30 protein-coding genes and 1 other RNA gene are annotated in these 25,251 nt (G+C 70.9%); 23 read left to right on the top strand and 8 right to left on the bottom strand.

Translation table 11 applies throughout. The annotated features are described in order from the left end of the window. Positions 1–9: 9 nt before the first annotated feature. The 3 genes from ACFO9I_RS12830 to ACFO9I_RS12820 form a co-directional block, all read right to left on the bottom strand. Positions 10–1,011 (bottom strand): DUF262 domain-containing protein, encoded by a 1,002-nt coding sequence (locus tag ACFO9I_RS12830; RefSeq protein WP_379181395.1) that lies wholly within the window; start codon positions 1,009–1,011, stop codon positions 10–12. Positions 1,012–1,070: 59 nt separating this feature from the next. Continuing rightward, on the bottom strand, positions 1,071–1,883 hold the full coding sequence (locus ACFO9I_RS12825; protein WP_379181393.1) for an FRG domain-containing protein: 813 nt from the start codon (positions 1,881–1,883) through the stop codon (positions 1,071–1,073). Between the two features lie 291 nt (positions 1,884–2,174). Beyond that, positions 2,175–3,632 (bottom strand): recombinase family protein, encoded by a 1,458-nt coding sequence (locus ACFO9I_RS12820; protein WP_379181391.1) that lies wholly within the window; start codon positions 3,630–3,632, stop codon positions 2,175–2,177. Between the two features lie 30 nt (positions 3,633–3,662). On the opposite strand from ACFO9I_RS12820, the gene ACFO9I_RS12815 reads away from it, so the two are divergent. The 15 genes from ACFO9I_RS12815 (at position 3,663) to prfB (ending at position 14,361) form a co-directional block, all read left to right on the top strand. Then, a complete protein-coding gene (locus tag ACFO9I_RS12815) occupies positions 3,663–4,427 on the top strand; it encodes a CpaF family protein (protein ID WP_379181389.1) in 765 nt (254 codons plus the stop codon). Further along, positions 4,427–5,281: a type II secretion system F family protein gene (locus ACFO9I_RS12810; protein ID WP_379181387.1), complete on the top strand. Its 855-nt coding sequence runs from the start codon at positions 4,427–4,429 to the stop codon at positions 5,279–5,281. Before ACFO9I_RS12815 ends, ACFO9I_RS12810 begins: the two co-directional genes overlap by 1 nt. Continuing rightward, positions 5,278–6,219: a type II secretion system F family protein gene (locus ACFO9I_RS12805; protein WP_379181385.1), complete on the top strand. Its 942-nt coding sequence runs from the start codon at positions 5,278–5,280 to the stop codon at positions 6,217–6,219. Before ACFO9I_RS12810 ends, ACFO9I_RS12805 begins: the two co-directional genes overlap by 4 nt. Before the next feature lie 29 nt (positions 6,220–6,248). Beyond that, positions 6,249–6,446, top strand: a complete 198-nt coding sequence (locus ACFO9I_RS12800; protein ID WP_379181383.1) for a hypothetical protein — start codon at positions 6,249–6,251, stop codon at positions 6,444–6,446. 6 nt (positions 6,447–6,452) lie between these two features. Then, positions 6,453–6,851 (top strand): TadE/TadG family type IV pilus assembly protein, encoded by a 399-nt coding sequence (locus tag ACFO9I_RS12795; protein ID WP_379181381.1) that lies wholly within the window; start codon positions 6,453–6,455, stop codon positions 6,849–6,851. Beyond that, entirely contained in the window at positions 6,848–7,285 is a 438-nt protein-coding gene (locus ACFO9I_RS12790) for a hypothetical protein (protein WP_379181379.1), read from the top strand. The genes ACFO9I_RS12795 and ACFO9I_RS12790 overlap by 4 nt, the downstream gene beginning before the upstream one ends. Beyond that, a complete protein-coding gene (locus tag ACFO9I_RS12785) occupies positions 7,282–7,731 on the top strand; it encodes a pilus assembly protein TadG-related protein (protein WP_379181378.1) in 450 nt (149 codons plus the stop codon). Before ACFO9I_RS12790 ends, ACFO9I_RS12785 begins: the two co-directional genes overlap by 4 nt. A gap of 55 nt (positions 7,732–7,786) precedes the next feature. Further along, positions 7,787–8,485, top strand: a complete 699-nt coding sequence (locus tag ACFO9I_RS12780; RefSeq protein ID WP_379181376.1) for a response regulator transcription factor — start codon at positions 7,787–7,789, stop codon at positions 8,483–8,485. Positions 8,486–8,609: 124 nt separating this feature from the next. Continuing rightward, positions 8,610–9,107 (top strand): RNA polymerase sigma factor, encoded by a 498-nt coding sequence (locus tag ACFO9I_RS12775; RefSeq protein ID WP_379181374.1) that lies wholly within the window; start codon positions 8,610–8,612, stop codon positions 9,105–9,107. Beyond that, a complete protein-coding gene (locus ACFO9I_RS12770; protein ID WP_379181373.1) occupies positions 9,082–10,212 on the top strand; it encodes a 6-bladed beta-propeller in 1,131 nt (376 codons plus the stop codon). Before ACFO9I_RS12775 ends, ACFO9I_RS12770 begins: the two co-directional genes overlap by 26 nt. 86 nt (positions 10,213–10,298) lie before the next feature. After that, a complete protein-coding gene (locus ACFO9I_RS12765; RefSeq protein ID WP_379181371.1) occupies positions 10,299–11,291 on the top strand; it encodes a TolB family protein in 993 nt (330 codons plus the stop codon). A 195-nt stretch (positions 11,292–11,486) separates the two neighbouring features. Next, a complete protein-coding gene (locus ACFO9I_RS12760) occupies positions 11,487–11,996 on the top strand; it encodes an RNA polymerase sigma factor (protein WP_379181369.1) in 510 nt (169 codons plus the stop codon). Continuing rightward, on the top strand, positions 11,989–12,684 hold the full coding sequence (locus tag ACFO9I_RS12755) for a hypothetical protein (RefSeq protein ID WP_379181368.1): 696 nt from the start codon (positions 11,989–11,991) through the stop codon (positions 12,682–12,684). Before ACFO9I_RS12760 ends, ACFO9I_RS12755 begins: the two co-directional genes overlap by 8 nt. A gap of 45 nt (positions 12,685–12,729) precedes the next feature. Then, positions 12,730–13,185 (top strand): CAP domain-containing protein, encoded by a 456-nt coding sequence (locus tag ACFO9I_RS12750; RefSeq protein ID WP_379181366.1) that lies wholly within the window; start codon positions 12,730–12,732, stop codon positions 13,183–13,185. Between the two features lie 57 nt (positions 13,186–13,242). Next, a complete protein-coding gene (prfB, locus tag ACFO9I_RS12745) occupies positions 13,243–14,361 on the top strand; it encodes a peptide chain release factor 2 (protein WP_379181364.1) in 1,119 nt (372 codons plus the stop codon). Here the strand turns inward: prfB and ACFO9I_RS12740 are convergent. The 5 genes from ACFO9I_RS12740 to ACFO9I_RS12720 form a co-directional block, all read right to left on the bottom strand. After that, entirely contained in the window at positions 14,358–14,780 is a 423-nt protein-coding gene (locus ACFO9I_RS12740) for a hypothetical protein (RefSeq protein ID WP_379181362.1), read from the bottom strand. The two genes, prfB and ACFO9I_RS12740, sit on opposite strands and share 4 nt — an antisense overlap. A gap of 20 nt (positions 14,781–14,800) precedes the next feature. After that, complete coding sequence (locus tag ACFO9I_RS12735; RefSeq protein ID WP_379181360.1) at positions 14,801–14,986, bottom strand: hypothetical protein; 186 nt, start codon at positions 14,984–14,986, stop codon at positions 14,801–14,803. Positions 14,987–15,091: 105 nt separating this feature from the next. After that, positions 15,092–15,268, bottom strand: a complete 177-nt coding sequence (locus tag ACFO9I_RS12730) for a hypothetical protein (protein WP_379181358.1) — start codon at positions 15,266–15,268, stop codon at positions 15,092–15,094. 78 nt (positions 15,269–15,346) lie between these two features. Beyond that, a complete protein-coding gene (locus ACFO9I_RS12725; protein WP_379181356.1) occupies positions 15,347–16,408 on the bottom strand; it encodes a hypothetical protein in 1,062 nt (353 codons plus the stop codon). 35 nt (positions 16,409–16,443) lie between these two features. After that, entirely contained in the window at positions 16,444–17,073 is a 630-nt protein-coding gene (locus tag ACFO9I_RS12720; RefSeq protein WP_379181354.1) for a hypothetical protein, read from the bottom strand. Between the two features lie 41 nt (positions 17,074–17,114). On the opposite strand from ACFO9I_RS12720, the gene ACFO9I_RS12715 reads away from it, so the two are divergent. The 8 genes from ACFO9I_RS12715 (at position 17,115) to ssrA (ending at position 25,104) form a co-directional block, all read left to right on the top strand. Continuing rightward, positions 17,115–19,019 (top strand): alpha-amylase family protein, encoded by a 1,905-nt coding sequence (locus tag ACFO9I_RS12715; protein ID WP_379181352.1) that lies wholly within the window; start codon positions 17,115–17,117, stop codon positions 19,017–19,019. Positions 19,020–19,094: 75 nt separating this feature from the next. Beyond that, a complete protein-coding gene (gene ftsE / locus ACFO9I_RS12710; protein ID WP_379181350.1) occupies positions 19,095–19,784 on the top strand; it encodes a cell division ATP-binding protein FtsE in 690 nt (229 codons plus the stop codon). A gap of 55 nt (positions 19,785–19,839) precedes the next feature. Further along, positions 19,840–20,751, top strand: a complete 912-nt coding sequence (ftsX, locus tag ACFO9I_RS12705) for a permease-like cell division protein FtsX (protein WP_379181348.1) — start codon at positions 19,840–19,842, stop codon at positions 20,749–20,751. Positions 20,752–20,806: 55 nt separating this feature from the next. After that, positions 20,807–22,060: a peptidoglycan DD-metalloendopeptidase family protein gene (locus tag ACFO9I_RS12700; RefSeq protein ID WP_379181346.1), complete on the top strand. Its 1,254-nt coding sequence runs from the start codon at positions 20,807–20,809 to the stop codon at positions 22,058–22,060. A 62-nt stretch (positions 22,061–22,122) separates the two neighbouring features. After that, on the top strand, positions 22,123–22,599 hold the full coding sequence (gene smpB / locus ACFO9I_RS12695) for an SsrA-binding protein SmpB (RefSeq protein ID WP_379181344.1): 477 nt from the start codon (positions 22,123–22,125) through the stop codon (positions 22,597–22,599). Then, positions 22,596–23,462 carry an amidohydrolase family protein gene (locus tag ACFO9I_RS12690; RefSeq protein WP_379181342.1) on the top strand — a complete coding sequence of 289 codons (867 nt, stop codon included), beginning with the start codon at positions 22,596–22,598 and terminating at the stop codon, positions 23,460–23,462. The genes smpB and ACFO9I_RS12690 overlap by 4 nt, the downstream gene beginning before the upstream one ends. Before the next feature lie 144 nt (positions 23,463–23,606). Next, positions 23,607–24,680, top strand: a complete 1,074-nt coding sequence (locus tag ACFO9I_RS12685; RefSeq protein ID WP_379181340.1) for a hypothetical protein — start codon at positions 23,607–23,609, stop codon at positions 24,678–24,680. A 53-nt stretch (positions 24,681–24,733) separates the two neighbouring features. Beyond that, positions 24,734–25,104: a transfer-messenger RNA gene (ssrA, locus tag ACFO9I_RS12680) on the top strand. Positions 25,105–25,251 lie beyond the last annotated feature (147 nt).

Genomic DNA, 25,251 nt, shown 5'->3' with positions numbered 1-25,251 from the left:
AGGTCGCGCTTACGTCGACCAGTCGTAGAAGGCCTCCGACAGAATCTCGTAGCGCCCCTCCAGACTCCCGGAGTCGTTGATGCTTCGGTTGAAACGCTCGTAGGTCATCAGGGTCGGATCAGCCTGCCGAACCGTCGCGGGGTCGTTAGCCAACTGCCGATTCTTCTTGCGCCGCTCATCGAAGTTTACGAGGAAGGGTCGCACCAAAGGGAGCCGCTCCGCCTCAATATTCCGAATGAGCCAGTAGTAGGGAACCACTGCGCCTTGCGAAGACAGGAGGGGATCCTTCGGCAGAAACACCTTGTTCATCCTCTTCAGGTTGGCCAAGACGCGCTTGGCCGCTCGCTCGAATCCGCTGACCTGAGAGTCGGCGGCCAGCCCGTCCTCGACGAAACGGTCAAGGGCAACCCGCTTCGTCTCGACGAGACGCCCGCGGAACTCGACGAGTAGGAACTTCGCCGCCGCATCAAGATCTTGCCCGCGGGTCGTAGTGAACTTGACCTTTTCCGAGAAGAACGGGTCCGCCGCGATCTTTCGAAAGAGTTCGGGTACCACTCCCTGCATGGCGTTGCGGATCTCAGGTCCAGTGAGAGTCTTATTTCGATTCAGCCGAACGAAGAGCTCATTGATCTTCCCTTCTTCATCTGTGATGACGCTCATCACGGTGAGATTGAAGTTGTCGAACCTGCTCGCCACCTGGGGGAAGTTCTTCTTGAGGTCCTGATACCCGAGGCCGCCCAACTCGAGATGGGGGTCGGTGGTGAGAACGAAGTCCGACGCAAGCGTGATCTTGCCGTTCACGAAGTCGGAGATTGCTTCAAATCTCTGCTTCCCGTCGATGACGGCGTAGTGGCGACTCCTTGTGTTCAGCACCGAGGGCCTGAGCGTGAAGTCGGCGATGTAAAGCTTTGGAATGTCGTATTGGTTGAGAATTGAATCAATTAGGAAAGCCTTATCGCGGGCACTCCACAGTCCACCGCGCCGCTGATAGGGCGGATCGAAGTCGATCACTGACCGCTGGTCGATCCACCAGCTCAGTGTCCTAGCGTCGAACTGACGTACCGTAAACATCAGACCTCATATCCAAAGAAGCGCTTGAGTTCGTTCGCCAAGCCGCCCAGGTCTGGGTAGATCACCGAGTCCGTGATCCCAATGTTCAGCAGCGACTTTCGAAGGTCGCCGATAAGTTCGGCCGGAAATTCGAACTTCGTCAGAGTCCCCTCTGGGTAGTCCGAATCGATCACTCGCTCCTCCATGGGCATCGATTCTTTTCCGAAGATAGTGAAGACGCCACGTTGAGCAACGATTCTAGGGCTATTGTGCAGTCCGAACATCGCGGCGGGAGCGTTTCGCATGTATGCGTCGCCTCCAGAGGGGATGAAGGTTCGCAGCGGCTCGTCCCCAGCCGAGAAGATATCTCCGCTGTAGGACATGTCGGCGAAAGATTGTCGGTTCCATTCCTCGGGTTGGAGGATCCATACTGCGGCATTCTCGCTGGCATGCCCCGTGGCATGCTCAATTCGGGCACTGGTCAGCGCGAAGAACAGCGCTACGTAAGGATTCTCAGTCCAGTCCAGCAATCGCGTGGGTACGCCGAAGTGCTGCATCAGGAAGAGAAAGTCCCATTCTTCGTTAGCCCCCTGAGGGAGTTTCTGGTAAGGGACACTTCGCTCCCTGAACCGGCGAAGGATGCGCCGCTCTAGAACGATGTAGTCCTCGGGGGCCGTGATGTCAGGGTGTCGGAACAGCGACGGAGCGAGGGTGTGAGACGCCTTCCCGCACCCGCGATACCACAGGGGGACGTCAGCTGCCATCAGATCCTCGATACGCTCCATGTATTCGCGGAGCGACGAGATCATTTCGGGTTTGAGATCCTGGACCACGCGCCGACCCTATACGTCCGGCGCTGCGCTCCCAGGGAACTCGCTTCGTTAGTGCAGGCCAATCCGCTTGCTTGCGTCCGTCAAGTAGGGAGAACCGAGGGGCGGCGCGCTTGCGCCCCCGTGCGTGGTCGCCCAGGCATCAGTGATGCTCTCGTTAGGACGACGAGTACGAGGCCGCGGTGCCGAAGGGCAACTCAGCCTCCCCGGTGTGCGACCGTCAGGCCGATGAGTCGCGAAGTCGCCGCTGCCGCGACCCACGAATGAGATCCCGTCGAGGTTCGCGGCCTACCATCAGGACGCGGACCGGCCGTCGGGGCCGGCAGGCACGTTGCGAGGCGTCACCGACACCTGCTTCAGAGCGTCGACTCGCTGGCCCTTGCCGACGGGACTGATCACGATGTCGAAAGCACCACGAAGAAGTTCACGCTTGCCCTCGATGTCAGCACTCTCGAACATGGACCACGCCTCCTCGGCGGAAAGGGTGCGTGACCGAGTGCTTCCCTCGGCGATCTCACACTCAACCGCGGCGATCTTGTCCTGGAGCGACTTTGTAGCCCTCGTGAACTGGGTCAAAGTGATGGCGCCGTCGGCGTAGGGCTCAGCCAGAGCGTCGAGCCGCTCGCGGAGCCGCTCGAGTTCGGAGGTGTCTACCTCCGTGTGCTCTGAGACCCTTAGCCCTCCTTGAACGGCGAGGAGCGTCAAGTCGCGCACGAGGGCCGCGGTTACCACCATGTCGACCTTATGAACGGGAATCGTGACGTGCCCTGACCGGCAGACGTAAGTGGGCACGCCCTGTTTGCTGCTTGCACTGATTGTCCGTGTACACCCCTCGCTGCCGCATCGGGCGACCGTCGACAGGAGCCGATCCCCAGGTTTGCGGCCGCGCCTGTGGTCGCCCTTCCTCCGCGACGGGTCAGCGAACAGCGCCTTCAGCGAGATGTGAGTCTCTTCATCGAAGATGGGCTCCCAGTCGCCACGGACGCCCTCGAGAGCCTCGCCCCGATACACAGCAAGCCCGGCATGTCTCGGGTTCGTTAGACAGTCGCGTACGCCTCGAGCGCTCCAACTTGGCGCCGTGCCGGAAGCGATCCGAGCTCGCGATTCCGGGAAGAGTCCCGCCTCGGTCCAGCGCTTCGCAATGGAGTAGAGGCTGGCGCCCGCGAGCAAGTCTCTTGCGGCGTTTCGAACGGCTTCGGCTTCGGATTCGTTGATGGTGCCGTCGGCGTTGTAGCCAAAGAGCCGGGGGCTCGACCTACGGCGCTTGCCTTCGCTCGCACGAGTCTGGTTCGCCAACTGCATGCGCGCCGTCTTCAACTCCACCTCAGCTCGGGCGACGGCACCCAGGATGCGCGCCACCATGCGTCCGTTGGCGGTGGTCAGGTCGAGGTCACCCATCGACGTGACGATGCTGGCGCCGGTGCTCTCCATGAGATCGATTACCTGCTCGAGTTCGGCGACCGAGCGGGTGATCCGATCCATCTGCCAAGCGATGACGACGTCGACCTCACCGCGCTCCACCATGCGCTTGGCGCGCTCCCAGCCCGGTCGACGCTTCGCGGCGTAGGCGGATTGTGTGTCCCGCTCGACAGCCACGACCTCGTAACCGCGAGAGGCGGCCGTGTATTTGCACGCGGTGATCTGGCGGTCCACGGACTCACTCAGGTCCTCGCTACCGTCGTCGTGCTGGTTGCGGGGGCGAGGCTTGCTCACGCGGCCGTAGATCAGAGCGCGCTTAGGCTTGGTCGGCATGCCTTTGATGCTAAACCCGCAAAAGCGTTCTTGGCTGCGGTCAACATCCGCAAGTTCGTGCTGCGCGCTGCCCGGCTGCACGACCTCGTCGAGCTCGGCAGCCTCTCACCCAGGGCGGCGACCTTCCTCGAGGCCTCGGTCCGCGCGGGGCTCAACATCCTCGTCGCCGGCGGCACGCAGGCGGGCAAGACCACGATGCTCAACTGCCTCGCCGCGGCGATCCCGGGCGGGGAGCGGGTGATCTCCGCGGAGGAGGTCTTCGAGCTGCGGTTCCCGCACCCGGACTGGGTGCCCCTGCAGACCCGCCAGTCCGGCCTCGAGGGCACCGGCGAGATCAGGCTCCGCGACCTGGTCAAGGAGAGCCTGCGGATGCGGCCGAGCCGGATCATCGTGGGGGAGGTGCGCTCCGAGGAGTGCCTCGACCTGCTGCTGGCGCTGAACGCGGGGCTTCCGGGCATGTGCACGATCCACGCGAACAGCGCCCGCGAGGCGCTGGTGAAGATGTGCACCCTGCCCCTGCTGGCCGGCGAGAACATCTCGGCCCGCTTCGTGGTGCCGACGGTGGCGTCGTCGGTCGACCTCGTGGTCCACCTCGGCATCGACCACCACGGCGTACGCCGCGTCCACGAGATCGTCGGTGTGTCCGGCCGTGCGGAGAACGACGTCATCGAGACCGAGCCGGTCTTCCGTCGGGATGGCGGCGAGCTGCGCTGGGCCAACGGGATGCCCCCGCGCCCAGAGCTCTACGAGAGGGTCGGGATCGACGTGCACCGGATCCTGCGGGGGGCCGACTGATGGGTGCGCTCGTCGGGCTCGGCGTGGGCGTCGGGCTGATGCTGGTGTGGTCGGCGTTCTTCCTGCCGACCCGTCCCAGGACCGGACGTCGCGCGACCGGCCGGGTCACCGAGATGCTCGCGAGGGCCGGCCTCGGGCAGGTCACGGCGACTGGGTTCGTGGCGCTCTGCTTGGGCCTGGGCGTGGCCTCGGCCCTCGTCATCGAGGTGGTCTCCGGGACGCCGCCGGTCGCCGTCGCGTTCGGGGTCATGGGTGGCTGGCTGCCGGTGGCCGTGGTGTCCGGCCGGGCGCGGCGACGGCAGCGCGAGTTCGCCGAGGTCTGGCCGGAGGCCGTCGACAACCTCGCCTCGGCCGTCCGCGCCGGTATGTCGCTCCCCGACGCGCTCGCCGCGCTCGGAACGCGCGGACCCGAGCCGCTGCGTGCGGCGTTCGACGAGTTCGCGCTCGACTACCAGGTCACCGGCCGGTTCGGTGAGTGCCTCGACCGGCTCAAGGAGCGGCTGGCCGACCCGGTCGGGGACCGCGTGGTCGAGGGCCTGCGGATCGCCCGCGAGGTCGGCGGCGGCGAGCTCGGCCGGCTGCTGCGCAACCTCTCGGGCTACCTCCGCGACGAGGCCCGGACCCGCTCTGAGATGGAGTCGCGCCAGGCCTGGACGGTCAACGGGGCCAGGCTCGCCGTCGCCTCGCCGTGGCTGGTGCTGCTGTTCATGTCCTTCCAGTCCGAGGTCATCCGCCGCTACGCCTCGCCCGGCGGCGTCGCCGTCCTCGTGTTCGGGGCGGCCGCCTGCCTGGTGGCCTACCGGCTGATGATGCGTCTGGGGCGACTTCCGACCGAACGGCGGATCCTGTCGTGACGCCGGCCGCGTGGGGCGCGGTCCTCGGAGCGGTGCTGGGCGCCGGCGTGCTGCTGGTCGCGACCCGGGTCCTCGAGCTGCGCAGGACCCAGCTCTCGGTGCGCGTGCTTCCCTACGTCCGCGACCTGCCCCAGGTCGGTCACAGCCCCGGCCTCAAGGTCGTCTCCTCCTCGCCCACCTCCGCGGCCGCGGGAGTCTTCGGGCCGGTGCTGCGCTCGGCGGCCGACACCGTGGAGCGGGTGCTCGGCGGGGCCACCTCGGTCCGCCGCCGCCTCGAGCGCGCCGACATCGACAAGACCGTCCACGAGTTCCGGGTCGAGCAGGTGCTGTGGGGGCTCGCGGCCTTCGCGCTGGCGGCGGCGTACGGCCTGGTCAAGGCGCTCGCCGACCCCCACGGCGCCGTGGCGTCGCTGGTGCTGTGCCTGGTCGCGTTCGTCGGTGGGGTGCTCGCCCGCGACACCTACCTCTCCAACCAGGTCAAGGAACGGGAGCGGCGGATCCTCGCCGAGTTCCCCACCGTCGCCGAGCTGCTCGCGCTCGCGGTGGCCGCCGGCGAGAGCCCGGTCGCCGCGCTGGACCGCGTCGTACGACGCAGCGGTGGCGCGCTCTCCTCCGACCTGGCGCGGGTGCTGGCCGCGGTCCGCACCGGCGAGCCCGTGGCTGCCGCGTTCGACCGGATGGCGGCCGCGAGCGGTCTGCCCCTGGTCGCCCGGTTCGCCCAGGGAATCGCCGTCGCGGTCGAGCGGGGCACCCCGCTGGCCGAGGTGCTGCACGCCCAGGCCGCCGACGTCCGCGAGGCCGGCCGACGCGAGCTGATCGAGGTCGCCGCCCGCAAGGAGGTCGCGATGATGGTGCCCGTCGTCTTCCTGGTGCTCCCCGTCACCGTGCTCTTCGCCTTCTGGCCCGGCGTCATCGGCCTCCACCTGACCACTCCCTGATGACTGGCCTCCTCGGAAAGGACGCATCGATGGAACGACTCTCGCTGGTGCTGACCAGGCTCTACCTCGAGGTCACCGCACCCCGGCCGCGCGACGACCGTGGCGACGTGCCCGGCTGGGTGCTGATCACGGTGATGACCGCCGGCCTCGTGATGACGATCTGGGGCGTCGCCAAGGGCCAGCTCGGCTCGATGCTGCGCGAGGCGCTCAGCTCCGTCCACAACTGACCGGCCGTGTCCGTGTCAGGCGACCGCAGGGGGGCCCAGCGCGGCTCCGCGGTGGTGGACTTCGTGCTGGTCCTGGTCGTGCTGGTGCCGCTGTTCCTCGGCATCCTCCAGGTCGGGCTGGTGCTGCTCGTCCGCAACACCCTCGCCGCCGCCGCGTCCGAGGGCGCCCGGTACGCCGCCACCCAGGACCGCGGCCCCGCGGACGGCGCAGCCCGCACCCGGGAGCAGATCGGCGCCGCTGTCTCGGGCCGCTTCGCCCGCGACGTCGACGTACGCCGCGTCCTCGTCGACGGTGCGCCCGGCATCGAGGTGGTCGTGCACGCGCGCGTACCGGCGCTCGGGATCGGCGGGCCGGCCGTCGAGCTGACCGTCTCCGGGCACGCGGTGGAGGAGGCCCCTTCGTGAGACGCCGTGGTGAGGAGGGCAGCGCGCTGGTCGAGCTGACCTGGCTGGGCCTGTTGCTGCTGGTGCCGATGCTGTGGATCGTGCTGTCGGCGTTCGAGGTGCAGCGCGGTGCGTTCGCGGTCAGTGCCGCCGCCCGCGCCGCGGGCCGTGCCTATGCGCTGGCCCCGACCGACGGGGAGGGCCGCGCCCGCGCCGAGGCGGCCGCCCGCCAGGTGCTCGTCGACCAGGGCCTCGAGGCCGCTCCGCTCGCGGTCGACGTGACCTGCCGGCCCTTCCCCCACGACTGCCACAACGGCACCTCGGTGATCACCGTGCGGATCAGCTCACGCGTCGACCTCCCGCTGATCCCGAGCGCGCTGGGCGGGGGCTCGCCGACGTTCGCGCTGGACGCGAGCCACACGGTCCCGATCGGTCAGTTCCAGGAGGTCCGGTGACCGGGCAGCGGGACGAGCGGGGGCAGGCGACGCTGATGATCATCGGCTTCGCGGTCGTGCTCGCGATGGTGGTGGCGCTGGTCGTCGACGCCTCCGCGGCGTACCTCCAGCGGCAGGGTCTCGACACGATCGCGGACGGTGCCGCACTGCGGGGCGCGGACCTCGGGGCGACGGGGGAGGAGACCTACACGAGCGGCCTGCCCGAGGAGGACCTGCGCCTCACCCCCGCCGCGGTGCGCGCGGCGGTGCACACCTACCTGGCCGACATCGGTGCCTACGCGAAGTACCCCGGCCTCACCTTCGACGTGGGCGTCGACGGGGTGCGCCGCCGGGTCACCGTGAGCATCCACGCCCCGATCGACCTGCCGCTGACGGTGCCCGGCACGCCCGGTACGGCGTCCATCGGGTCCACCGGCGCGGCCGTGGTGCACGTGGACCAGCCATGAGGTCCGGGCCTCGCCGTGCCGGCTCCCGTCGACGCCGCAGTCCTACACTCCGTTCATGGGACCAGCCGCGAACCGCCCGCTGCGGATCGCCATCGTCGATGACTACGCCGTGGTCGTCGCGGGGGTCGCCTCCTTCCTCTCCGACGAGCACATCGACGTCGTCGAGACCGGGGCGTCCCGCCCTGTCATCAGCGACGTGGACATCGTCCTCTTCGACACCTTCGGCCAGGTCCAGGACACCGGCATCGACCTGAAGGACTTCGTCCGCGAGAGCGACGCCAAGGTGGTGATCTACAGCTGGAACCTCCAGCCCCAGCTGATCCAGCAGGCGCTGGACGAGGGCGCGCGAGGCTACCTGTCGAAGGTGATCACGGGTGCCGAGATCGTCCGTGCCCTCGAGCGGATCATGGGCGGCGAGATCGTCGTCCTCACCGGTGACAACGAGACCAGCGCCGGCGGCGCCGGCGACTGGCCCGGCCGGGCGGTCGGGCTCACGTCCCGCGAGGCCGAGATCATCGCGCTGATCACGCAGGGGCTGAGCAACCAGCAGGTCGCCGACCGTGCCTACCTCAGCATCAACTCCGTGAAGACCTACATCCGCTCGGCCTACCGCAAGATGCAGGTCACCTCGCGCTCGCAGGCCGTGCTGTGGGGTGTCGACAACGGGTTCAAGCCCGACTCGCTGCGCACGATCGACCCCGCACTGCTGGTGCGCCCCGCGCCTGCGGCAGCGCCGCCCCGTTCCACGCCGTAGGCGCTGGAGCAACCGCTGCCGCGCGGTTCCGGGCGACCGAAATTGGCGATGACCCGACGGGCCGGCCGTCCCTAGGTTGGCAGGTGGGAGCCGCGGCTCAGCGCGGCTGCGCCTGGAGGCGGGGATGACGCGGACGGAGGAGTTCGAGAGCCTCTTCGCCGTCGAGTTCCCTGCCGTCACGCGGACGGTGTTCCTCATCTGCCACGACCGGCAGCGCGCGCAGGACGTGACCCAGGACGCCTTCGTGGAGCTGTTGAGGCACTGGGAGACCGTGCGCGACTTCGACCGTCCGGGGGCCTGGGTCCGCAAGGTCGCGATCCGCATGGTGGTCCGCTCCCTGCGCCGCGACGCACGTCGGCGTCGCGCCGAGCATGCGTTCGAGCCCCAGCCGCCACTCGCCCCCGACGACCTCGACGTGCTGGCCGCGGTCCGGTCGTTGCCGGTGCGGCAGCGGACCGCCGTGGTGCTCTTCTACTTCGAACGCCGCCCGCTCGCCGAGATCGCCGACCTGATGGGCTGCGCGCCCTCGACCGCGGGGGTGCACCTGCACCGGGCCCGCGCCACCCTCGGCCGGGTGCTCGAGGAGGTGAGCAGCGGTGGACTCCGACACGCGGATCGCTGAGGCGCTGCGCCGGGCGGGGGCGTCGTTCGACCCCGACACGGTCGGCGCGCTCGGCCGGGTCCGGTCCCGCGACGTACGACGTCACGCGCGGCGCCGGGCGGTCGCGGTCGGCGCCCTGGTCGCGTGCGTCGTGGCGGTCGCCGGGATCGTGCTCGTCAGAAGCAGCGACGGCCCGGGCGGCGCCCGCCCGGGCGTCGGGCCGACCGGTGCCGCACCACCGGCCGTCGGCGAGGCTCCGCTGCGGGTGATCCGGACCCTGACGGCCGGGTCGCTGGGGCTGGAGCGGCTCCTCGCGGTCGCCGTCGCGCCGAGCGGGCACCTCTACGTCACCGACGCCTCCCAGACGGTCTCCGAGCTGACGCCGCAGGGCCGGGTGGTCCGGAGCTGGGGCGGACCGGGAACCGCGCCCGGCCGCTTCCGGATGCAGACCGGTTCCCTCGCGGTCGGCGACGACGGCCGCGTCTACGTGGTCGACACCGGCAACTTCCGCGTCCAGGTCTTCTCCGCGGACGGCGCGTTCCTCGACGCGTGGGGCACGTTCGGCGAGGGGCCCGGGCAGTTCCTGTGGCCCTTCGACGTGGCCGTGGACGACCAGGGCGGCGTGTACGTCGCCGACGACCGGGCCGTGACGCTGACCCGGCTGTCGGGCTCGGGCGACCAGGTCTGGCGGTCGGGGGACCCGCGGGACACTCCCGCGGACCTGGTCGGGCACACCCACTTCAGCCAGGTCGACCTGGACGGCAACCTGCTGCTCGCGAACGACGACGCCGGGCTGGTCGTCCGGCTCGCCCCCGACGGGAGGGAGGTCGCGGCGTTCGGCAGCTCGTCGTCCGGAGCGCACGGCGGCCCCACGATCAGCCCGGTCGGGTTGTTCCCCGAGGGCGCGTGCGACGCCTCCGTCGACGCGCGCGGCTGGGTCTACGTCACCAGCTGCGGCGACCCGACCGACCCCGACCACACCACCCGCGTCTTCGACACCGCAGGGCAGCTCACCGGCGTCTGGCACGACAACCCGTTGTCCCGTTCACCCGTCTTCGCTGCGGAGGGTCGCGCCTGGGCGGTGGGGTCGGACGGATCGCTCCTCGAGCTGGGGGTGACGGGCTGAGCCTGCGCCGCGCGTAAATGCCGGCGGGGCCGGGAGCCTGTGTCTGTGCACGGTGGCCTCACCGAGCGAACTGAAAGGACAGCCCCATGCACAGTCCCAGCCTGCGGCGCACCGTCGGTGCGCTGGCCTGCCTGCTCCTCGGGACGACGGCGCTCGCCGCCGCCCCGACCGCTGCCTCCACCGGGCCCCACGACCGCATCGTCTACAGCCGCACCGCCCTCGACGGCAGCGGCGCCACCGCGATCACCGCCGCACCCGACGGCACGCACCAGCGGGTCGTGAGCACGACCGTCCCGCTCGAGGACTTCAACCGCTCGACCTGGTCGCACGACGGGACCCGGCTGCTGCACAGCAACGTCGTCGTCCTGGACCCGACCACCGGTGACCTCGTCGCCTTCCGTCCCGGCATCTCATCGCCCAGCGGGAGCCACTTCCGGGTGCTGCGGCTGCCGCGGCTGCCCACCGACATGTTCTGCTCGGCCTGGACGCCGAACGACCGCAGGATCCTGTGCGACATCGGGACCGAGCGCCAGGGCCTGTTCAGCATCCGTGCCGACGACGGCGGCGGGCGGGTCCGCCTCACCACGAACCCGTGGGGCAGCCAGGACCTGGCGGTCGGCTTCTCGCCGGACGGGCACCGGCTGGCTTTCCTGCGGTTCCGCCCCGGGACGGGTCCGGACGCCGGGACGCAGGACCGGGTGGCGCTCCTCGTGGCGAGGGCGGACGGCTCGCACGCACACCGGATCACCGGGTACGCCGTGCTGCAGGCCCACGAGCTCGCCTGGGCGGACTGGTCACCTGACGGCCGTCGGCTGGTCTCGTCCACCCAGTGGGGTCGGCTGGTCCTGGTCGCGGCCGACGGCAGCGGGCTGACCCGGATCCGGTTGCGGCCCTCTCGGCCGGACGACTTCGCCGCGACCCCGACGTTCTCACCCGACGGCACCGAGCTGCTGTTCTCGCTGTTCCGTCAGGCTCCCGCCGATCTCTACCGGGCACACCTCGACGGCAGCGGGGTGCAGGCCGTCACGCACAGCCCGGAGAACGACCTCAACCCGGACTGGACGACCATGTCGCACTAGCGGCGCTGCTGGGCGGGCGGCCCCCGGGACCCGCCCGCCTCGCCCCTTGGCGGCGCGCAGGACCCCCACCGCGGGTGATGCGCAACGGGCCCGCGCGGGACCAGTCTGGGACGGTCGGCAACCCGGACGACGCCCCACGCGTGTCTGCTTCGGGTGGTCGCCGGCGGGGCGGCTCCAGCAGCAGCGGAGGTCGACATGGCGTCGACACGGGTCACGGACTTCACGAGCTTCTACGAAGCGACCTTCGGCCGGACCGTGGCCTGCGCGTTCGCCGTCCTCGGCGACCTCCGCGAGGCCGAGGACGCCGCCCAGGACGGCTACGTCGCGGCCTGGCGCCGGTGGCGCTCGATCAGCGGGTACGACGACCCGGCCGCGTGGGTCCGGCACGTGACGGTCAACCGGGCGATCAGCACCCTGCGCCGGCGACAGACCGCGCGCAGCTTCCTGCGCTCCGCGCCACCGCCGCGGGACGCGGACCCACCCGACCTGACGACCCTCTCGCTCGTCGCGGCGCTGCGGACCCTGTCGGAGGAGACCCGTCGCGCGATCGTGCTCCACCACATCGGCGACCTGCCGGTCGCCGAGATCGCGCGGATGGAGCAGGCGCCGCTCGGCACCGTCAAGGCCCGGCTCGCCCGCGGGCGCGAGGCACTGGTGCCCCTCCTGTCCGAGGCGCCGACTCCCGAGGAGGCACGTCATGCCTGACACCGACCTGGACCGGGGCTTCGACGATCTCGTCGTCGAGGTCGAGCGCATGGTGCAGCCGCCCGGAGCCCGTGCGGCCGTCGGCCGCGTGCGCATCCGCCGCGCGGCGGTCACGGCGGCCGGCGTCCTGGGGCTCGCGCTCGGCGGGATCGCCGTCGTCGCCCAGGACGGGGTCCGGCCGCCCCCACCGCACCCGGCGCCGGTGACCCGGACCGAGCAGCCGCTGCCCTCGGGCGGGGAGGTCTTCGCGACCTCGCCCCTCGACGGGCACTGGCACACCCGCCCGCTCTCGCCGGCCGAGCTCGGGACCCTGCTGCGCCGCGCGGGGGAGACCGGCCTGGCCGCCCGGTGGGCCGCCAGGCCGGAGCGCGGCGGAGCGCGCCTGACGCTCGTGACGAGGCTGATGGGCGGCTACAGCCTCTGGCTGGGGACCGAGGCCGACCCGTACCGCTCCGGCCTCGGCTGGGGGACGCTCTCCGAGCACGGCCGACGGGTCCGGCTCGGGTGGCACCAGTCGACCACCCCCACCACGACGTTGCGCTACACCCTGACCGACGGTCGCGTGGTGTTCGAGCTCGTCGGGTCCGACCTGCCCCAGCGCAACGGCGTACCCGGCCGCGAACGCGCGGCCGTGCTGTACACCTCCTTGCCGTTCCATCGCTTCGTCAGTGCCGGTCCGGCGAACTGAAAGCCTTACGATCGTGCTCCCAGGACTCGGACCCAGGGAGAAGACATGGTCACCCGGACCTCGCTCGCGGCCACGCTCGTCGCCCTGGCGACCGCCCTCACGCTCGCGCCGCCCGCGCAGGCAGCCACGGCGGCGTCGTACTCCGCCGCCGCCGTCAAGGCCACCAACCACCAGCGCGCCGAGCACGACCGGGTGCACCTCAAGCACAGCGACTGCCTGCAGCAGTTCGCCCGCAGGCAGGCGAAGCGGATGGCGAGGCAGGAGCGGATCTACCACCAGGACCTCGGCGTGATCCTGGAGGAGTGCCGGCTCAGCATCACCGGGGAGAACGTCGCCGTCGGGTTCCCGACCGGCAAGGCCGTCGTGAACCAGGGCTGGATGAGGTCACCGGACCACCGCGCCAACATCCTCGAGCGCCGCTACCGCCGGATCGCGGTCGCCGCGCGCCGGGGCGACGACGGCCGGTGGTACGTCTCCCAGGTCTTCGGCCGCCGCGCCTGATCCCTCGGCGCAGCCGCGTTTCGGGGAGCGTGGCTGCCTGCCGTAGGCTCGTGCCTTGTGGCAGGCCCCGACTTCGACTCCGAGATCAAGCAGCTCCAGGCGACCATGCGCACCATCGAGCAGGTGCTGGACGTCGATGCGATGCGCAAGGAGATCGCCGACCTCGGCGAGCAGGTGGCGGCGCCCGACCTGTGGGACGACCAGGACAACGCGACCCGCGTGACCGGCCGCCTCTCGGCCCTGCAGGGCGAGCTGGACCGCTTCACCGCCCTCCAGAACCGGGTCGAGGACCTCGGCATCATGGTCGAGCTCGGCCAGGAGGAGGGCGACGCCGACGCGATCGCCGAGGCCGAGTCCGAGCTGGGCAGGATCAAGAAGGCGGTCGAGGCGCTCGAGGTCCGCACCCTGCTCTCCGGTGAGTACGACGCCCGCGAGGCGCTGGTGACCATCCGCGCCGGTGCCGGTGGGGTGGACGCCGCCGACTTCGCCGAGATGCTGATGCGGATGTACGTCCGCTGGGCCGAGCAGCACAAGTACCCCGTCGAGGTGTTCGACACCTCCTACGCCGAGGAGGCGGGCCTGAAGTCCGCCACCTTCGCGATCCACGCGCCCTACGCCTACGGCACGCTGAGCGTCGAGGCCGGCACCCACCGCCTGGTCCGGATCAGCCCGTTCGACAACCAGGGCCGCCGCCAGACCAGCTTCGCCGCGGTCGAGGTCGTGCCGGTCCTCGAGCAGACCGACGAGATCGACGTGCCCGACGAGGAGATCCGCGTCGACGTCTACCGCTCCGGCGGCCCCGGCGGCCAGTCCGTCAACACCACGGACTCCGCGGTGCGCCTGACCCACATCCCCACCGGCGTGGTCGTCAGCTGCCAGAACGAGAAGAGCCAGCTGCAGAACAAGGCCAGCGCGATGGTCGTGCTGAAGGCCAAGCTCCTCGCCCTGAAGAAGGCCGAGGAGAAGGCGCAGCTCGACGAGATGCGCGGCGACGTGGCGGCCAGCTGGGGCGACCAGATGCGCAACTACGTCCTCAACCCCTACCAGATCGTCAAGGACCTGCGGACCGGCTACGAGGTCGGCAACCCCAGCGCGGTCTTCGACGGCGAGCTCGACGGCTTCCTCGAGGCCGGCATCCGCTGGCGTCGTGGCGCCGAGAAGGCCGACGCCAACTAGGGCACACCCGGCGGGGGCTCGCACCCGCTCTGGCTGAGGGTGTACGCCCCCAGGCTGGCGTAGCCGTCGTACCCCTCGACCGCCCCCCGGTGGCGGTCCCGCGCCGGTGACCAGGTCAGGAGCCTCGTCGGCCCGCAGCGGTGCGCCGTTCGCCCGATGACGGCCAGGTCGTCCTGCTGGTTGTTCGCGCCGGCGTGGTCGCCGTGGCTCCACTGGGTGACCGGACGGTCGAAGCCCGCGCCCATGATCGGCGCCCACGAGCCGTGGCCGCTGGCGTAGTAGTCGTGGGCGTTCCCGTCGTGGAGCAGGCCGAAGTTGTGGCCGACCTCGTAGCTCACGGTGGCGCCGTCGAAGTCGAGGAAGATCGTGTGCTGCGAGCCGGGAAGGCTGTGCAGCTGGAAGGTCCGCATCGATGTCACCGGGGGCAGCTCCGTCCGGCTCAGCCCGGCCAGCGCGCCACCTGGGGTTCCTGCTCCACGGGGTCCCAGGTCCGCACGGCCACGTCCGTGGGCGGTGCGGCGCCGGTCGCCGCCTCCGCGCTGCCCGCCGGGGTCGGCCCCACGGTCGCGAGGACGAGCACGGCCGCCCAGTCGACCGCCCCGTGTCGGGGTGTCCCCAGCGCCATGGTCCCGCCTCCTCACCCCCGACCCCAGCGTCGGGAGGGAGGAGGAGCGCGGCTCCCCGAGCAGGGGAGTCTTGCGCAGATCTGGGTAGAACCCGGCGGTGCGGGTCAGCCCAGGAAGACCGCCGGGCAGGCCGTCGCCTCGACGCCCGCGTAGTCGGCGGCGTCCCGGTCCTGGCTCTCGTCATCGAGGTGCTCGTTGCGGTCGAGCTCGTCGCGCAGCGCTGTCGGAGGCAGGCCGGATCCGGACCGGCGCTGGATGCGGAACCTGGAGGAGAGGTGCATGGGCGCTCCTTGTCGTCTGCTGCCAGTTGTAATCATACTGACTTGGTCGACAAAAGAGGAGAGGTGCCCGGGTCGCCCTCAGCAGCCGACGACGACCTCGGCGCTGCAGGTGTCCTGCCCCGGCCCGCCGTTCGCCCGGTCCGGGCCGTCGCCGCCGTCGAGCACGTCGGCCCCGCGCCGACCACCGAGCCGGTCCGCGCCGCCACCGCCGAGCAGCCGGTTCGGGCCGTCGTCGCCGCGCAGCACGTCGTCGTACGCCGTGCCGGTGACGTCCTCGACCCCGACCACCGCGAACCCGCCGGCCACCGGGCTCTCGGCCGTCCCGGCGGCGAGGTCCACGCTCATCCCCTCGGCGCCGAACCAGCCGCCGAACGTGTCCCGCCCGCTGCCACCACGGACCGAGGGCGTCGACAGGTTCGCCTGCAGCACGTCGGCGCCGCGCCCGCCCAGCAACCGAGGAGAGCCGAGCACCGACTCGAGGAAGTCCTGTCCCGCGCCACCCACGGCCACGCTGCGCTCCTGGACGACGAGGTGGTCCCGGCCCGCGCCACCGTCGACACGGGAGCCGGCCATCACCTGGGCCTGGTCGGCGCCACCCCCGAGTGCCACGTCGTCGTCGCCGCCGTTGCCGCCGAACCCGTCGGGCCCGCTCGTGCCGACGACCCGGTCGTCACCGGGCGTGCCGTAGAACGCCTCGACGTCGGCGAAGGAGTCGCGGCCGCTGCCGCGCTCGTGGCCCGAGCCGATGTCGAGCCGCAGCCCGTCGCCGTCGAAGGAGAGTCCGTCGAGGCCGGGCCCGCCGCGGAAGCTGTCGGTGCCCGGCCCGTCGGTCACGTCGTCGTCCCCGGGGCCGCCGAGCACGAGGTCGGTGCCGCTGCCCGGCCGGATGTCGTCGGAGCCGCCGCCCCCGCACACGACGTCGTCGCCGCCGGGGTCGTCGTAGTAGTCACGGCCGCCGCCGAGGACGACGACGTCGTCGCCGGTGGTGCCCTGGACGACGTCGTCGCCGTCACCGCGCACGATGGTCGCCGTGAGGCCCCCGCAGGTGACCGCGGTCCCCGCGTGCGCCGCCGGGCCGGGCGCCAGGAGCGCCGTCGAGATCGTCACGACCGCCAGTGCCGTCGCCATCGTCTGGTGCATCGGGTCCCCTCTCCCTGGTGCGACGACGGTAGGGGTCAGGAGGCCGCCGCGAGCGCCACCGCGCCGCACCAGTCGTCGGCCCGCTCGGTGAGGTCCTCGGACTCCGGCTTCGGGTCGGCCAGGGTGCAGCTGAGCCACGCGTCGCCGAAGAGCCCGTAGTAGCCCTCCTCGACGGTCTTCCTCGTCCCGCACCGGGTGGTGACCGAGATCGACCCGAAGTCCACCCGCCGGGCGGCGGCGCAGCCGGGCCGCAGGGCGTCCCGTCGCAGCTGGCGGGCCTGCTGCGGGGTGGTCGGGGGAGCGAAGACCCAGGCCCTGGCCACCCGGCCGTCGGCGCTCTCCCAGGTGCAGCCGTACTCGTGGGCGACGTCCTTGACCTCCGGGGTCAGCTGGGCGGTGTCGCCGTTCTCGTAGGAGGTGTTGCTGTGGTCGGAGCTGCCCAGCGCGGCCTCGACCGCCTCGGTGCCCAGCTTGGGGCAGATCTCCTCGCGACGTACGACGAGGGCCGTCGTGTCGATGGCGCTCAGCGGTGTCGCGGACGGCGAGGGGGTCCCCGAGGGCTTCGGCTCGTCGTCCCCCGAGCAGGACGTGGTGCCGACCAGGGTGAGCATGGCGACCAGCGCGGCGGGCACGAGACGGCGTACGTCGGACGCGGGCGTGGACATGGGCCTCAACATACGGCGTCGGGTGCGCTTGAATGCATCCGATGACCCTGCGCGACGACCTCCTCGCGGCTGCGACGCCCGGCCTCACCGGCCTGGGCGCCGAGCGCTGCGACGAGTTCGCCCTCCGGGTGGACCGCTGGGCCGACGACCTGGTCGACGCGCTCGCCAGGCTCTACCCCGAGCCGGAGGCCGTCGCGGCCCGCCTGATCGGGATCGCGGCCCGCGGGTACGCCGCCCGCCCGGCCGCGTTGCACCGCCTCGACCAGCGTCGGCTGCTGCGCCCCGACTGGCTGCAGCAGCCCGGGATGTTCGGCTACGCCTGCTACGCCGAGCGGTTCGCGGGCGACCTCGCCGGCATCGGCGAACGGCTCGACTACCTCTCCGACCTCGGAGTGAGCTACCTCCACCTGATGCCGCTGCTCCAGCCGCGCGAGGGTGACAACGACGGCGGCTACGCCGTGGCCGACTACCGCACCGTCCGGGCCGACCTCGGCACCACCGAGGACCTGCGCGCGCTCGCCGCCACGCTGCGCGAGCGCGGCATCAGCCTGGTCGTGGACCTGGTGCTCAACCACGTCGCCCGCGAGCACGAGTGGGCCGCGAAGGCGCGGGCGGGGGAGCCGGCGTACCGCGACTACTTCCACATCCACCCCGACCGCACCCTCCCCGACGCCTACGAGGCGACGCTGCCCGAGGTCTTCCCCGACTTCGCCCCCGGCAACTTCACCTGGGACGACGAGGTCCGGGGCTGGGTCTGGACCACCTTCAACGAGTGGCAGTGGGACCTCGACTGGGGCAACCCCGAGGTGATGGTGGAGTTCGCCGACATCATCCTGTTCCTGGCCAACCTCGGGGTGGAGGTGCTGCGGCTCGACGCGGTGGCCTTCGTCTGGAAGCGGCTCGGCACCAGCTGCCAGAACCAGCCCGAGGTGCACGCGGTCGTGCAGGCCCTGCGGACCGTGGCGCGGATCGCCGCCCCGGCCCTCGCGTTCAAGGCCGAGGCGATCGTCGGCCCCCGCGACCTCGTGCAGTACCTCGGCCTGGGCCCGCACGCCGGCCGCCTCAGCGACCTCGCCTACCACAACAGCCTCATGGTCCAGGTGTGGTCGATGCTGGCGACCGGCGAGACCGTGCTCGCCCGGCACGCCCTGGCCGCGCTGCCGCCCACCCCCGCGACCGGCACCTGGATCACCTACGTCCGCTGCCACGACGACATCGGCTGGGCGATCGACGACGGCGACGCCGCGGGCGTGGGGCTGAGCGGCGGCGGCCACCGGCGGTTCCTCGCGGACTGGTACTCCGGCGAGTTCCCGGGCTCCTGGGCCGAGGGGCTGGTCTTCCAGCACAACCCGGAGACGGGGGACAAGCGGATCAGCGGCACCGCCGCGTCGCTGGTCGGGCTGGACACCGACCCGACCGCGGGGCTGGCCCGGATCTTCCTCGCCCACGCGATCGTGGCCGGCTGGGGTGGTGTCCCCGTGATCTGGAGCGGTGACGAGCTCGGCCAGCCCAACGACCCCCACTGGGCCGACGAGCCCGGGCACGAGGACGACAACCGGTGGGCCCACCGCCCCCGCCTCGACTGGGAGCGGGCCGAGCGGCGCCACGACCTGCGCAGCGTGCCCGGCCGGGTCTTCGGCGGCGTGGCCCACCTGGCGCGGGTGCGGGCGTCGCTGCCGCAGCTGCACGCCTCCGCCCCGCTTCAGGTGCTCACCGACACCGACGACGGGGTCCTGGCGGTCGTCCGCAGCCACCCGAGCGGCCCGATGGTCGGGCTCTACAACGTGACGGCCGGCCCGCGCCCGTTCCCGATGCACCGGCTCGAGGAGGCCGGGCTGACCCGGCCCTACGACGCCCTCGGGGCGCACGCGGTGACGGCCGGGGCCGACGGCGTGGTGTGGCTGCCGCCGTACGCCGCGTGGTGGGTCGTCGACAGCCCGTCCTGACCCGGGCGTGACCCCGGCCACGCCTGCTCGAGGGCATCCCTGCACTCTCAGGAATCTCGACTACCCTCGATCCACGTGATTCGTTTCGAGAAGGTCACCAAGACCTATCCCGGCATGGGAAGCCCTGCCCTCGACCAGGTGACGGTCGACGTGGAGAAGGGCGAGTTCGTCTTCCTCGTCGGGGCCTCGGGGTCCGGCAAGTCCACGTTCCTGCGCCTGATCCTCCGCGAGTACCGCCCCACGTCTGGTCGCGTGTACGTCGCCGGCAAGGAGATCAACCGGCTCGCCGCGTGGAAGGTGCCGCGCCTGCGCCGCTCGATCGGCACCGTCTTCCAGGACTTCCGGCTGCTGCCCAACAAGACCGTGAGCGAGAACGTCGCGTTCGCGCTCCAGGTCATCGGCCGGACGAAGTCCGAGATCGCCGACCTGGTCCCCGAGACGCTCGAGCTGGTCGGGCTCGAGGGCAAGGGCGACCGGATGCCCGACGAGCTCTCGGGCGGTGAGCAGCAGCGGGTCGCGATCGCGCGCGCGTTCGTCAACCGCCCGCAGATCCTCATCTGCGACGAGCCCACCGGCAACCTCGACCCCACCACGTCGGTGGGCATCATGAAGCTCCTCGACCGGATCAACCGCACCGGCACCACCGTGCTGATGGCGACCCACGACGCCGGGATCGTCGACCAGATGCGCAAGCGCGTCATCGAGCTCGACGACGGCCGCGTCATCCGCGACCAGGCGCAGGGCGTCTACGGCTTCCAGCACTGATCGATTCGACTCCCAGTCCACCTCCCCAGAGCACTGAAGAGAGCCAGAGACCTTCATGCAGCTGCGTTACGTCTTCTCCGAGCTCGGCCAGGGTCTGCGCCGCAACCTGTCGATGCACATCGCGGTCGTCCTCACCCTGTTCGTCTCCCTCACCCTCGTCGGCCTCGGCGTCCTGCTGAACCAGCAGGCCGACAAGGCCGCCGAGCACTGGGGCAACCAGCTCCAGATCACGGTCTGGCTGTGCAAGGAGAAGGACGACAACCCGGCCTGCACCGGTGAGGTGACCGACGCCCAGAAGTCGGCGATCGAGAAGGTCGTCGACGAGAACCCCGAGGTCTCGGACTACCACTTCGAGTCCAAGGAGGAGGCCTTCGACAAGGTCAAGGAGCTCCTCGGTCCGGACAAGTTCGAGGGCCCCAACCCGGCGGCCACGGCCGCGGACATGCCCGAGTCGGTGTGGATCACGCTGAAGGACCCCGAGCAGTACAAGGGCATCACCAGCGCGGTGGTCGGCCTCGACGGCGTCTCCGGGATCCGGGACATGCGCAACGTGCTCAAGCCGATCTACGGGTCGATCAACGCCCTGCAGTGGGGTGCCCTCGGCACCGCGGCGTTCCTGGTGCTCGCGGCACTGCTGCTGGTCGGCAACACGATCCGGCTCGCGGCCTTCGCGCGGCGCAAGGAGATCGGCATCATGCGGCTGGTCGGTGCCTCGACGCTCTACATCGCGCTGCCGTTCCTCCTCGAGGCGCTCGTCACCGCGCTGATCGGCGTCGCCCTCGCCGGTGGCGCGCTCGCGGCGTTCATGTACTTCGGCATCGACCAGCGCGCGGCGACCGGTCTGAAGTTCATGCCGTGGATCGGGATCAACGAGTACACCACCGCCCTGATCGCCATCGCCGTGCTCGGCCCGATCCTCACGCTGCTGCCGACACTCGTGCTGACCCGCAAATACCTCAAAGTCTGAGTCGCGCGGGTTACGGTCGAGCCGTTCACTTCCCCCGGACCACGAAGGCAGAACGGTGCGCTCCTTCCCCCGTACCGCACGCCGTCGTCTCGCCGCAGCCTCCCTGGCCTGCGCGGTGGCGGCGGGCGCGCTGGCCGCTCCCCAGGCGAACGCCGACGACCTCAAGGACAGGCAGAAGCACGTCCAGGGCCAGATCCACTCGGCCACCCACGACCTGGGCGAGTCCAGCAAGCGCCTGCGCCGAGCGACGGTGGCGCTGGACCGGGCCCGCTCCGCGCTCGCTGACGCGCGGGACGAGCTGCACGCCGCCCGGCACAAGCGCGACGCCGCGCAGCTGCGCGACGAGGAGATGAAGAAGCGGCTCGCCGAGGCCGAGGAGCGGCTCGCGAACGCGCAGGCCGACCTGGCCACCGGACAGCAGGCCCTGGACGACCAGCACGAGCAGGTCACCGACACGATCACCTCGATCTACGAGGAGGGCGACCCGGAGCTGATCGTGTTCTCCTCGCTGCTCGACGCGCAGAGCCCGGCCGACCTCACCCGCCGGATGGAGGCCCGCAACGTCATCGTCGGCCGCGAGACGCGGGCCTACGACGACCTGCACGCCGCCGAGGTCCTGCTGGCGGTCCGCAAGGACGAGGTGCAGAAGGCCACCGACGAGGTGGAGGTGCAGCGCCGTGCGGCTGCCGAGCACCTGGTCACGATGCGCAAGCTCGTCGACGAGACGCGCGCGGCAAGCCAGAAGGTGCACGAGCTGGTCGACTCCCGCCGGAGCGCCCGGCAGGCCGCGAGCCGCGCCCACGCCCACGACCGGGCGGCGCTGGCCCGGCTGCGCAAGCAGGAGCGGCGGATCAAGCAGCGGATCCTGGCCCAGGCCCAGCACGCGCACGGCGGCTACCGCGGGAGCACCGGCGGCTTCCTCGAGCGTCCGGTCGCGAACAGCTACGTCACCTCGCCCTTCGGCTACCGCGAGCACCCGATCTACCACTACTGGGGCCTGCACGACGGCGACGACTTCCACGCACCCTGCGGCACCCCGCTGCGGGCCGCCGGGTCGGGCACCGTGATGTCGGAGTACTACTCCTCGGTCTGGGGCAACCGCCTCTACCTCAACCTCGGCACGGTCAACGGCAAGAACGTCACGGTGATCTACAACCACCTCTCCCGCTACCGGGTCGGTGGGGGTGCGCACGTCTCCCGCGGCGAGATCGTCGGGTACGCCGGCACCACCGGCTGGTCGACGGCCTGCCACCTGCACTTCACGGTCATGGTGAACGGCACGCCGGTCAACCCGATGAACTGGTTCTGACACGCCGTGGGTGGACCGGGTTGCGTGTGAACCCGGTTGCCCGCTCCTGAGAGAATGGCGGGATGCCGAAGGAACAGGGGCGCAAGCTCATCGCGCAGAACAAGAAGGCGCGGCACGACTACCACATCGAGGACACCTTCGAGGCCGGCCTGGTGCTCATGGGGACCGAGGTCAAGTCGTTGCGGGCGGGACGCGCGTCCCTCGTCGACGGGTTCGTGGACATCGACGACCACGAGGCGTGGCTGCACGGCGTGCACATCCCGGAGTACTCCCAGGGCACCTGGACCAACCACGCCGCCCGGCGCAAGCGCAAGCTCCTGCTCAACCGTGCCGAGATCGACAAGATCGAGCGTCGGGTCAACGAGAAGGGCCTCACGATCGTCCCGCTGTCGCTGTACTTCCTCGACGGCCGGGCCAAGGTCGAGATCGCGCTCGCCAAGGGCAAGAAGTCGTGGGACAAGCGGCAGACCATCGCAGAGCGCACCGCCAACCGCGAGAAGGAGCAGGCCCTGGGCCGGCGCCTGAAGGGCATGGATTGATCGACGAGGACGTCCCGGCCTGGTGGGCGGGCCTCGGCCTGCCCGGGCTGTTCGACGTCCACGTCCACTTTCTGCCCGAGAACGTCCAGCGCAAGGTCTACGCACAGTTCGACGACGCGGGCCCGAAGATCGGTCGGCCGTGGCCGATCCGCTACCGCGGCAGCCACGAGGAGCGGGTCGAGCAGCTGCGCGCCCTCGGCGTACGCCGCTTCTCGACGTTGCCGTACGCGCACCGGCCCGGCATCGCGACGTACCTCAACGACTGGGCGCGATCGTTCGCCGAGCGGGTGCCCGAGAGCCTGTGGTCGGCGACGTTCTACCCCGAGCCGGACGCCCCGGCGTACGTCGAGAAGCTGGTCGCGGACGGCGTCGAGGTGTTCAAGGTGCACGTGCAGGTGGGCGAGTTCCACCTCGACGACCCGCAGCTCGACCACGTCTGGGGCACGCTCGAGGACGCCGGCACCCCGATCGTCGTGCACGCCGGGTCCGGGCCGGTCGGCAACGCCTTCACTGGCCCCGACCCGCTGCGCCGGGTGCTGGAGCGGTTCCCCCGCCTCGCGGTCGTGATCGCACACATGGGCGCTCCGGAGTACGCCGAGTTCGTGGCCCTCGCCGAGACCTACGAGCGCACCTGCCTCGACACCACCATGGTGTTCACCGACTTCTTCGACGCCGAGGCGCCGTTCCCGCGCGAGCTGCTGGGCCGGCTGGTCGACCTGCAGGACAAGCTCCTGCTCGGGAGCGACTTCCCGACCATCCCGTACCCCTACGCCCACCAGCTCGAGGGGCTCGAGCGGCTCGGCCTGGGGGAGGACTGGCTGCGTGCCGTGTGCTGGGAGAACGGCGCCCGCATCTTCGGCTGAGGCGCCCGCTTTACCCTCGTGGCCCTGTGGCGCTCGGGACCTTAGGCCCTGTGGAGCCGAATCTCCGACGGGTGAACTGTTCCGCATGCACACCACTTCCCCCGTTGACGCGTGCGTGCAGACGCTGCTGGTGGTCGGATCCAGGTGAGCCTGTCGACCACCCGTGCCGTGGCCACGCTGACGGAGGCCACGGAGCAGGCCCCCTCGGTCCTGCGCTGGACGGCGCTGTGTGCCGTCGCCGAGGCTCTGGGGATGACTGCGGCCGCGGGGGCGTCGCATGCCGGTCAGGTCGTCGTCGACCGACCGGGTCCTTGGGGAGGTGCAGGCTGGGCGCTGGCGATCATCATCGCCGGTGGCCTGGTCGAAGGGATTGCGCTGGGCTCGGCGCAGGCCTGGTCGCTCGGCGGCTGGCTGTCCTCGCTGCAGAGGGGACGCTACCTGCTGATGACCGTGGTCGTCGCCGGCCTGGGGTGGGCAGGTGCCTCGGCACCTGCCGTTCTCATGGGGGAAGGCGGCGGGGCAGCCCCGCCGCTGCCGCTGGTGCTTGTCGGCGCCGCGGGTCTGGGACTGGTGATGGGCCCCGTGCTGGGGTCCGCGCAGGCGGTCGCCCTACGCGGCGCGACTACCCACCCGTGGCGCTGGATCGGCGCCAACGCGGTCGCCTGGCCACCGGCCATGTGCCTGATCTTCCTGGGTGCTTCGGCGCCCGGTGAGGACTGGCCGGTGGCCAGGCTGCTGCTGCTCGGAGCCGCGACCGGCGCACTCGCCGGTGCCGTCCTCGGACTCATCACGGGCTGGCACCTGGCCTCGCTGAACGGCGCGGCGCCCCACAACCGGCTGGTCCTCGGGCTGCTCGCCACGCCGTGGCGGGGCCGGCTCGACCGTCGGCTGGTGGGCCTCGGCGTCCGTGGCCGACGCACCGGGCGCAGCTACCGCTTCCCGGCGCAGTACGCCGTCGACAGCGGTGGTCTGGTGCTGGTGCCGGGGCATGCCGAGCACAAGACCTGGTGGCGCAACCTGCGCGAGCCCGGCACCCCGGTCGAGGTGCTGTGGGGCGGGGACTGGGTGCCCGGTGCGGCGGAGCTGCTGAGTCCCGGGGACCCGGGCTACGCGGTGGCGCGGTCCACCTACCACCGTCGCTGGCCGCACCTGTCGCTGCCGCCGGAGCAGGTCGTGGTCCGGATCCGCTACGCGGGACCGTCCGCGGGGAATGCCTGATGCAGTCCGCTGGTTGAGTCGGATAGCCTGTGCACGCAGGTCACAACTCAAGAGGGGCTGATCGGTTTCGACTTGGGACGTTAGTTCCAGGGGAAGCGGGTCGAGAAGCCAGCGTCATCTCGTAAACGATCGCTGGAAACCAATAACTGCCAACGCTAAGCGCAGTTCCTTCGCTCTCGCCGCCTGAGCGGTGATCGAAGCGTCAGACCGGGCATCCGTCTCCGTCCCGGATCCTGGCGTCATCTAGGAGACTTGCTGCTCACTCCGTGTCGCGGAGGGTGAGCGGGACTAAACCGTGACTGAGCCTGTCGGGGACGTGTTCGTGCGAGCCCCGGGGCCGAGAAAAGCGACATCACGGACTGCACCCGGAGAAGACCTGGTTCGACGCTCGAGGACGCGGGTTCGATTCCCGCCAGCTCCACACGTGAGACACACCCCGGGCCAAGCGCACAGCGCTTGGCCCGGGGTGTTCTCACGTGTGGACCGAGCCGAGTCGGCGGTTCCTCGTCGGGGGAGCGAAGCGGAGGAGGCGAGGAAGCGCCGACTCGGCGATCGCGAGGCGGCCGTGAGC

This window comes from Nocardioides sp. GCM10023255 (assembly GCF_042653125.1).
Lineage (GTDB): Bacteria > Actinomycetota > Actinomycetes > Propionibacteriales > Nocardioidaceae > Nocardioides.
Note: the sequence above shows the minus strand (reverse complement) of the source record. Positions and strands in the feature narration are given on the sequence as shown.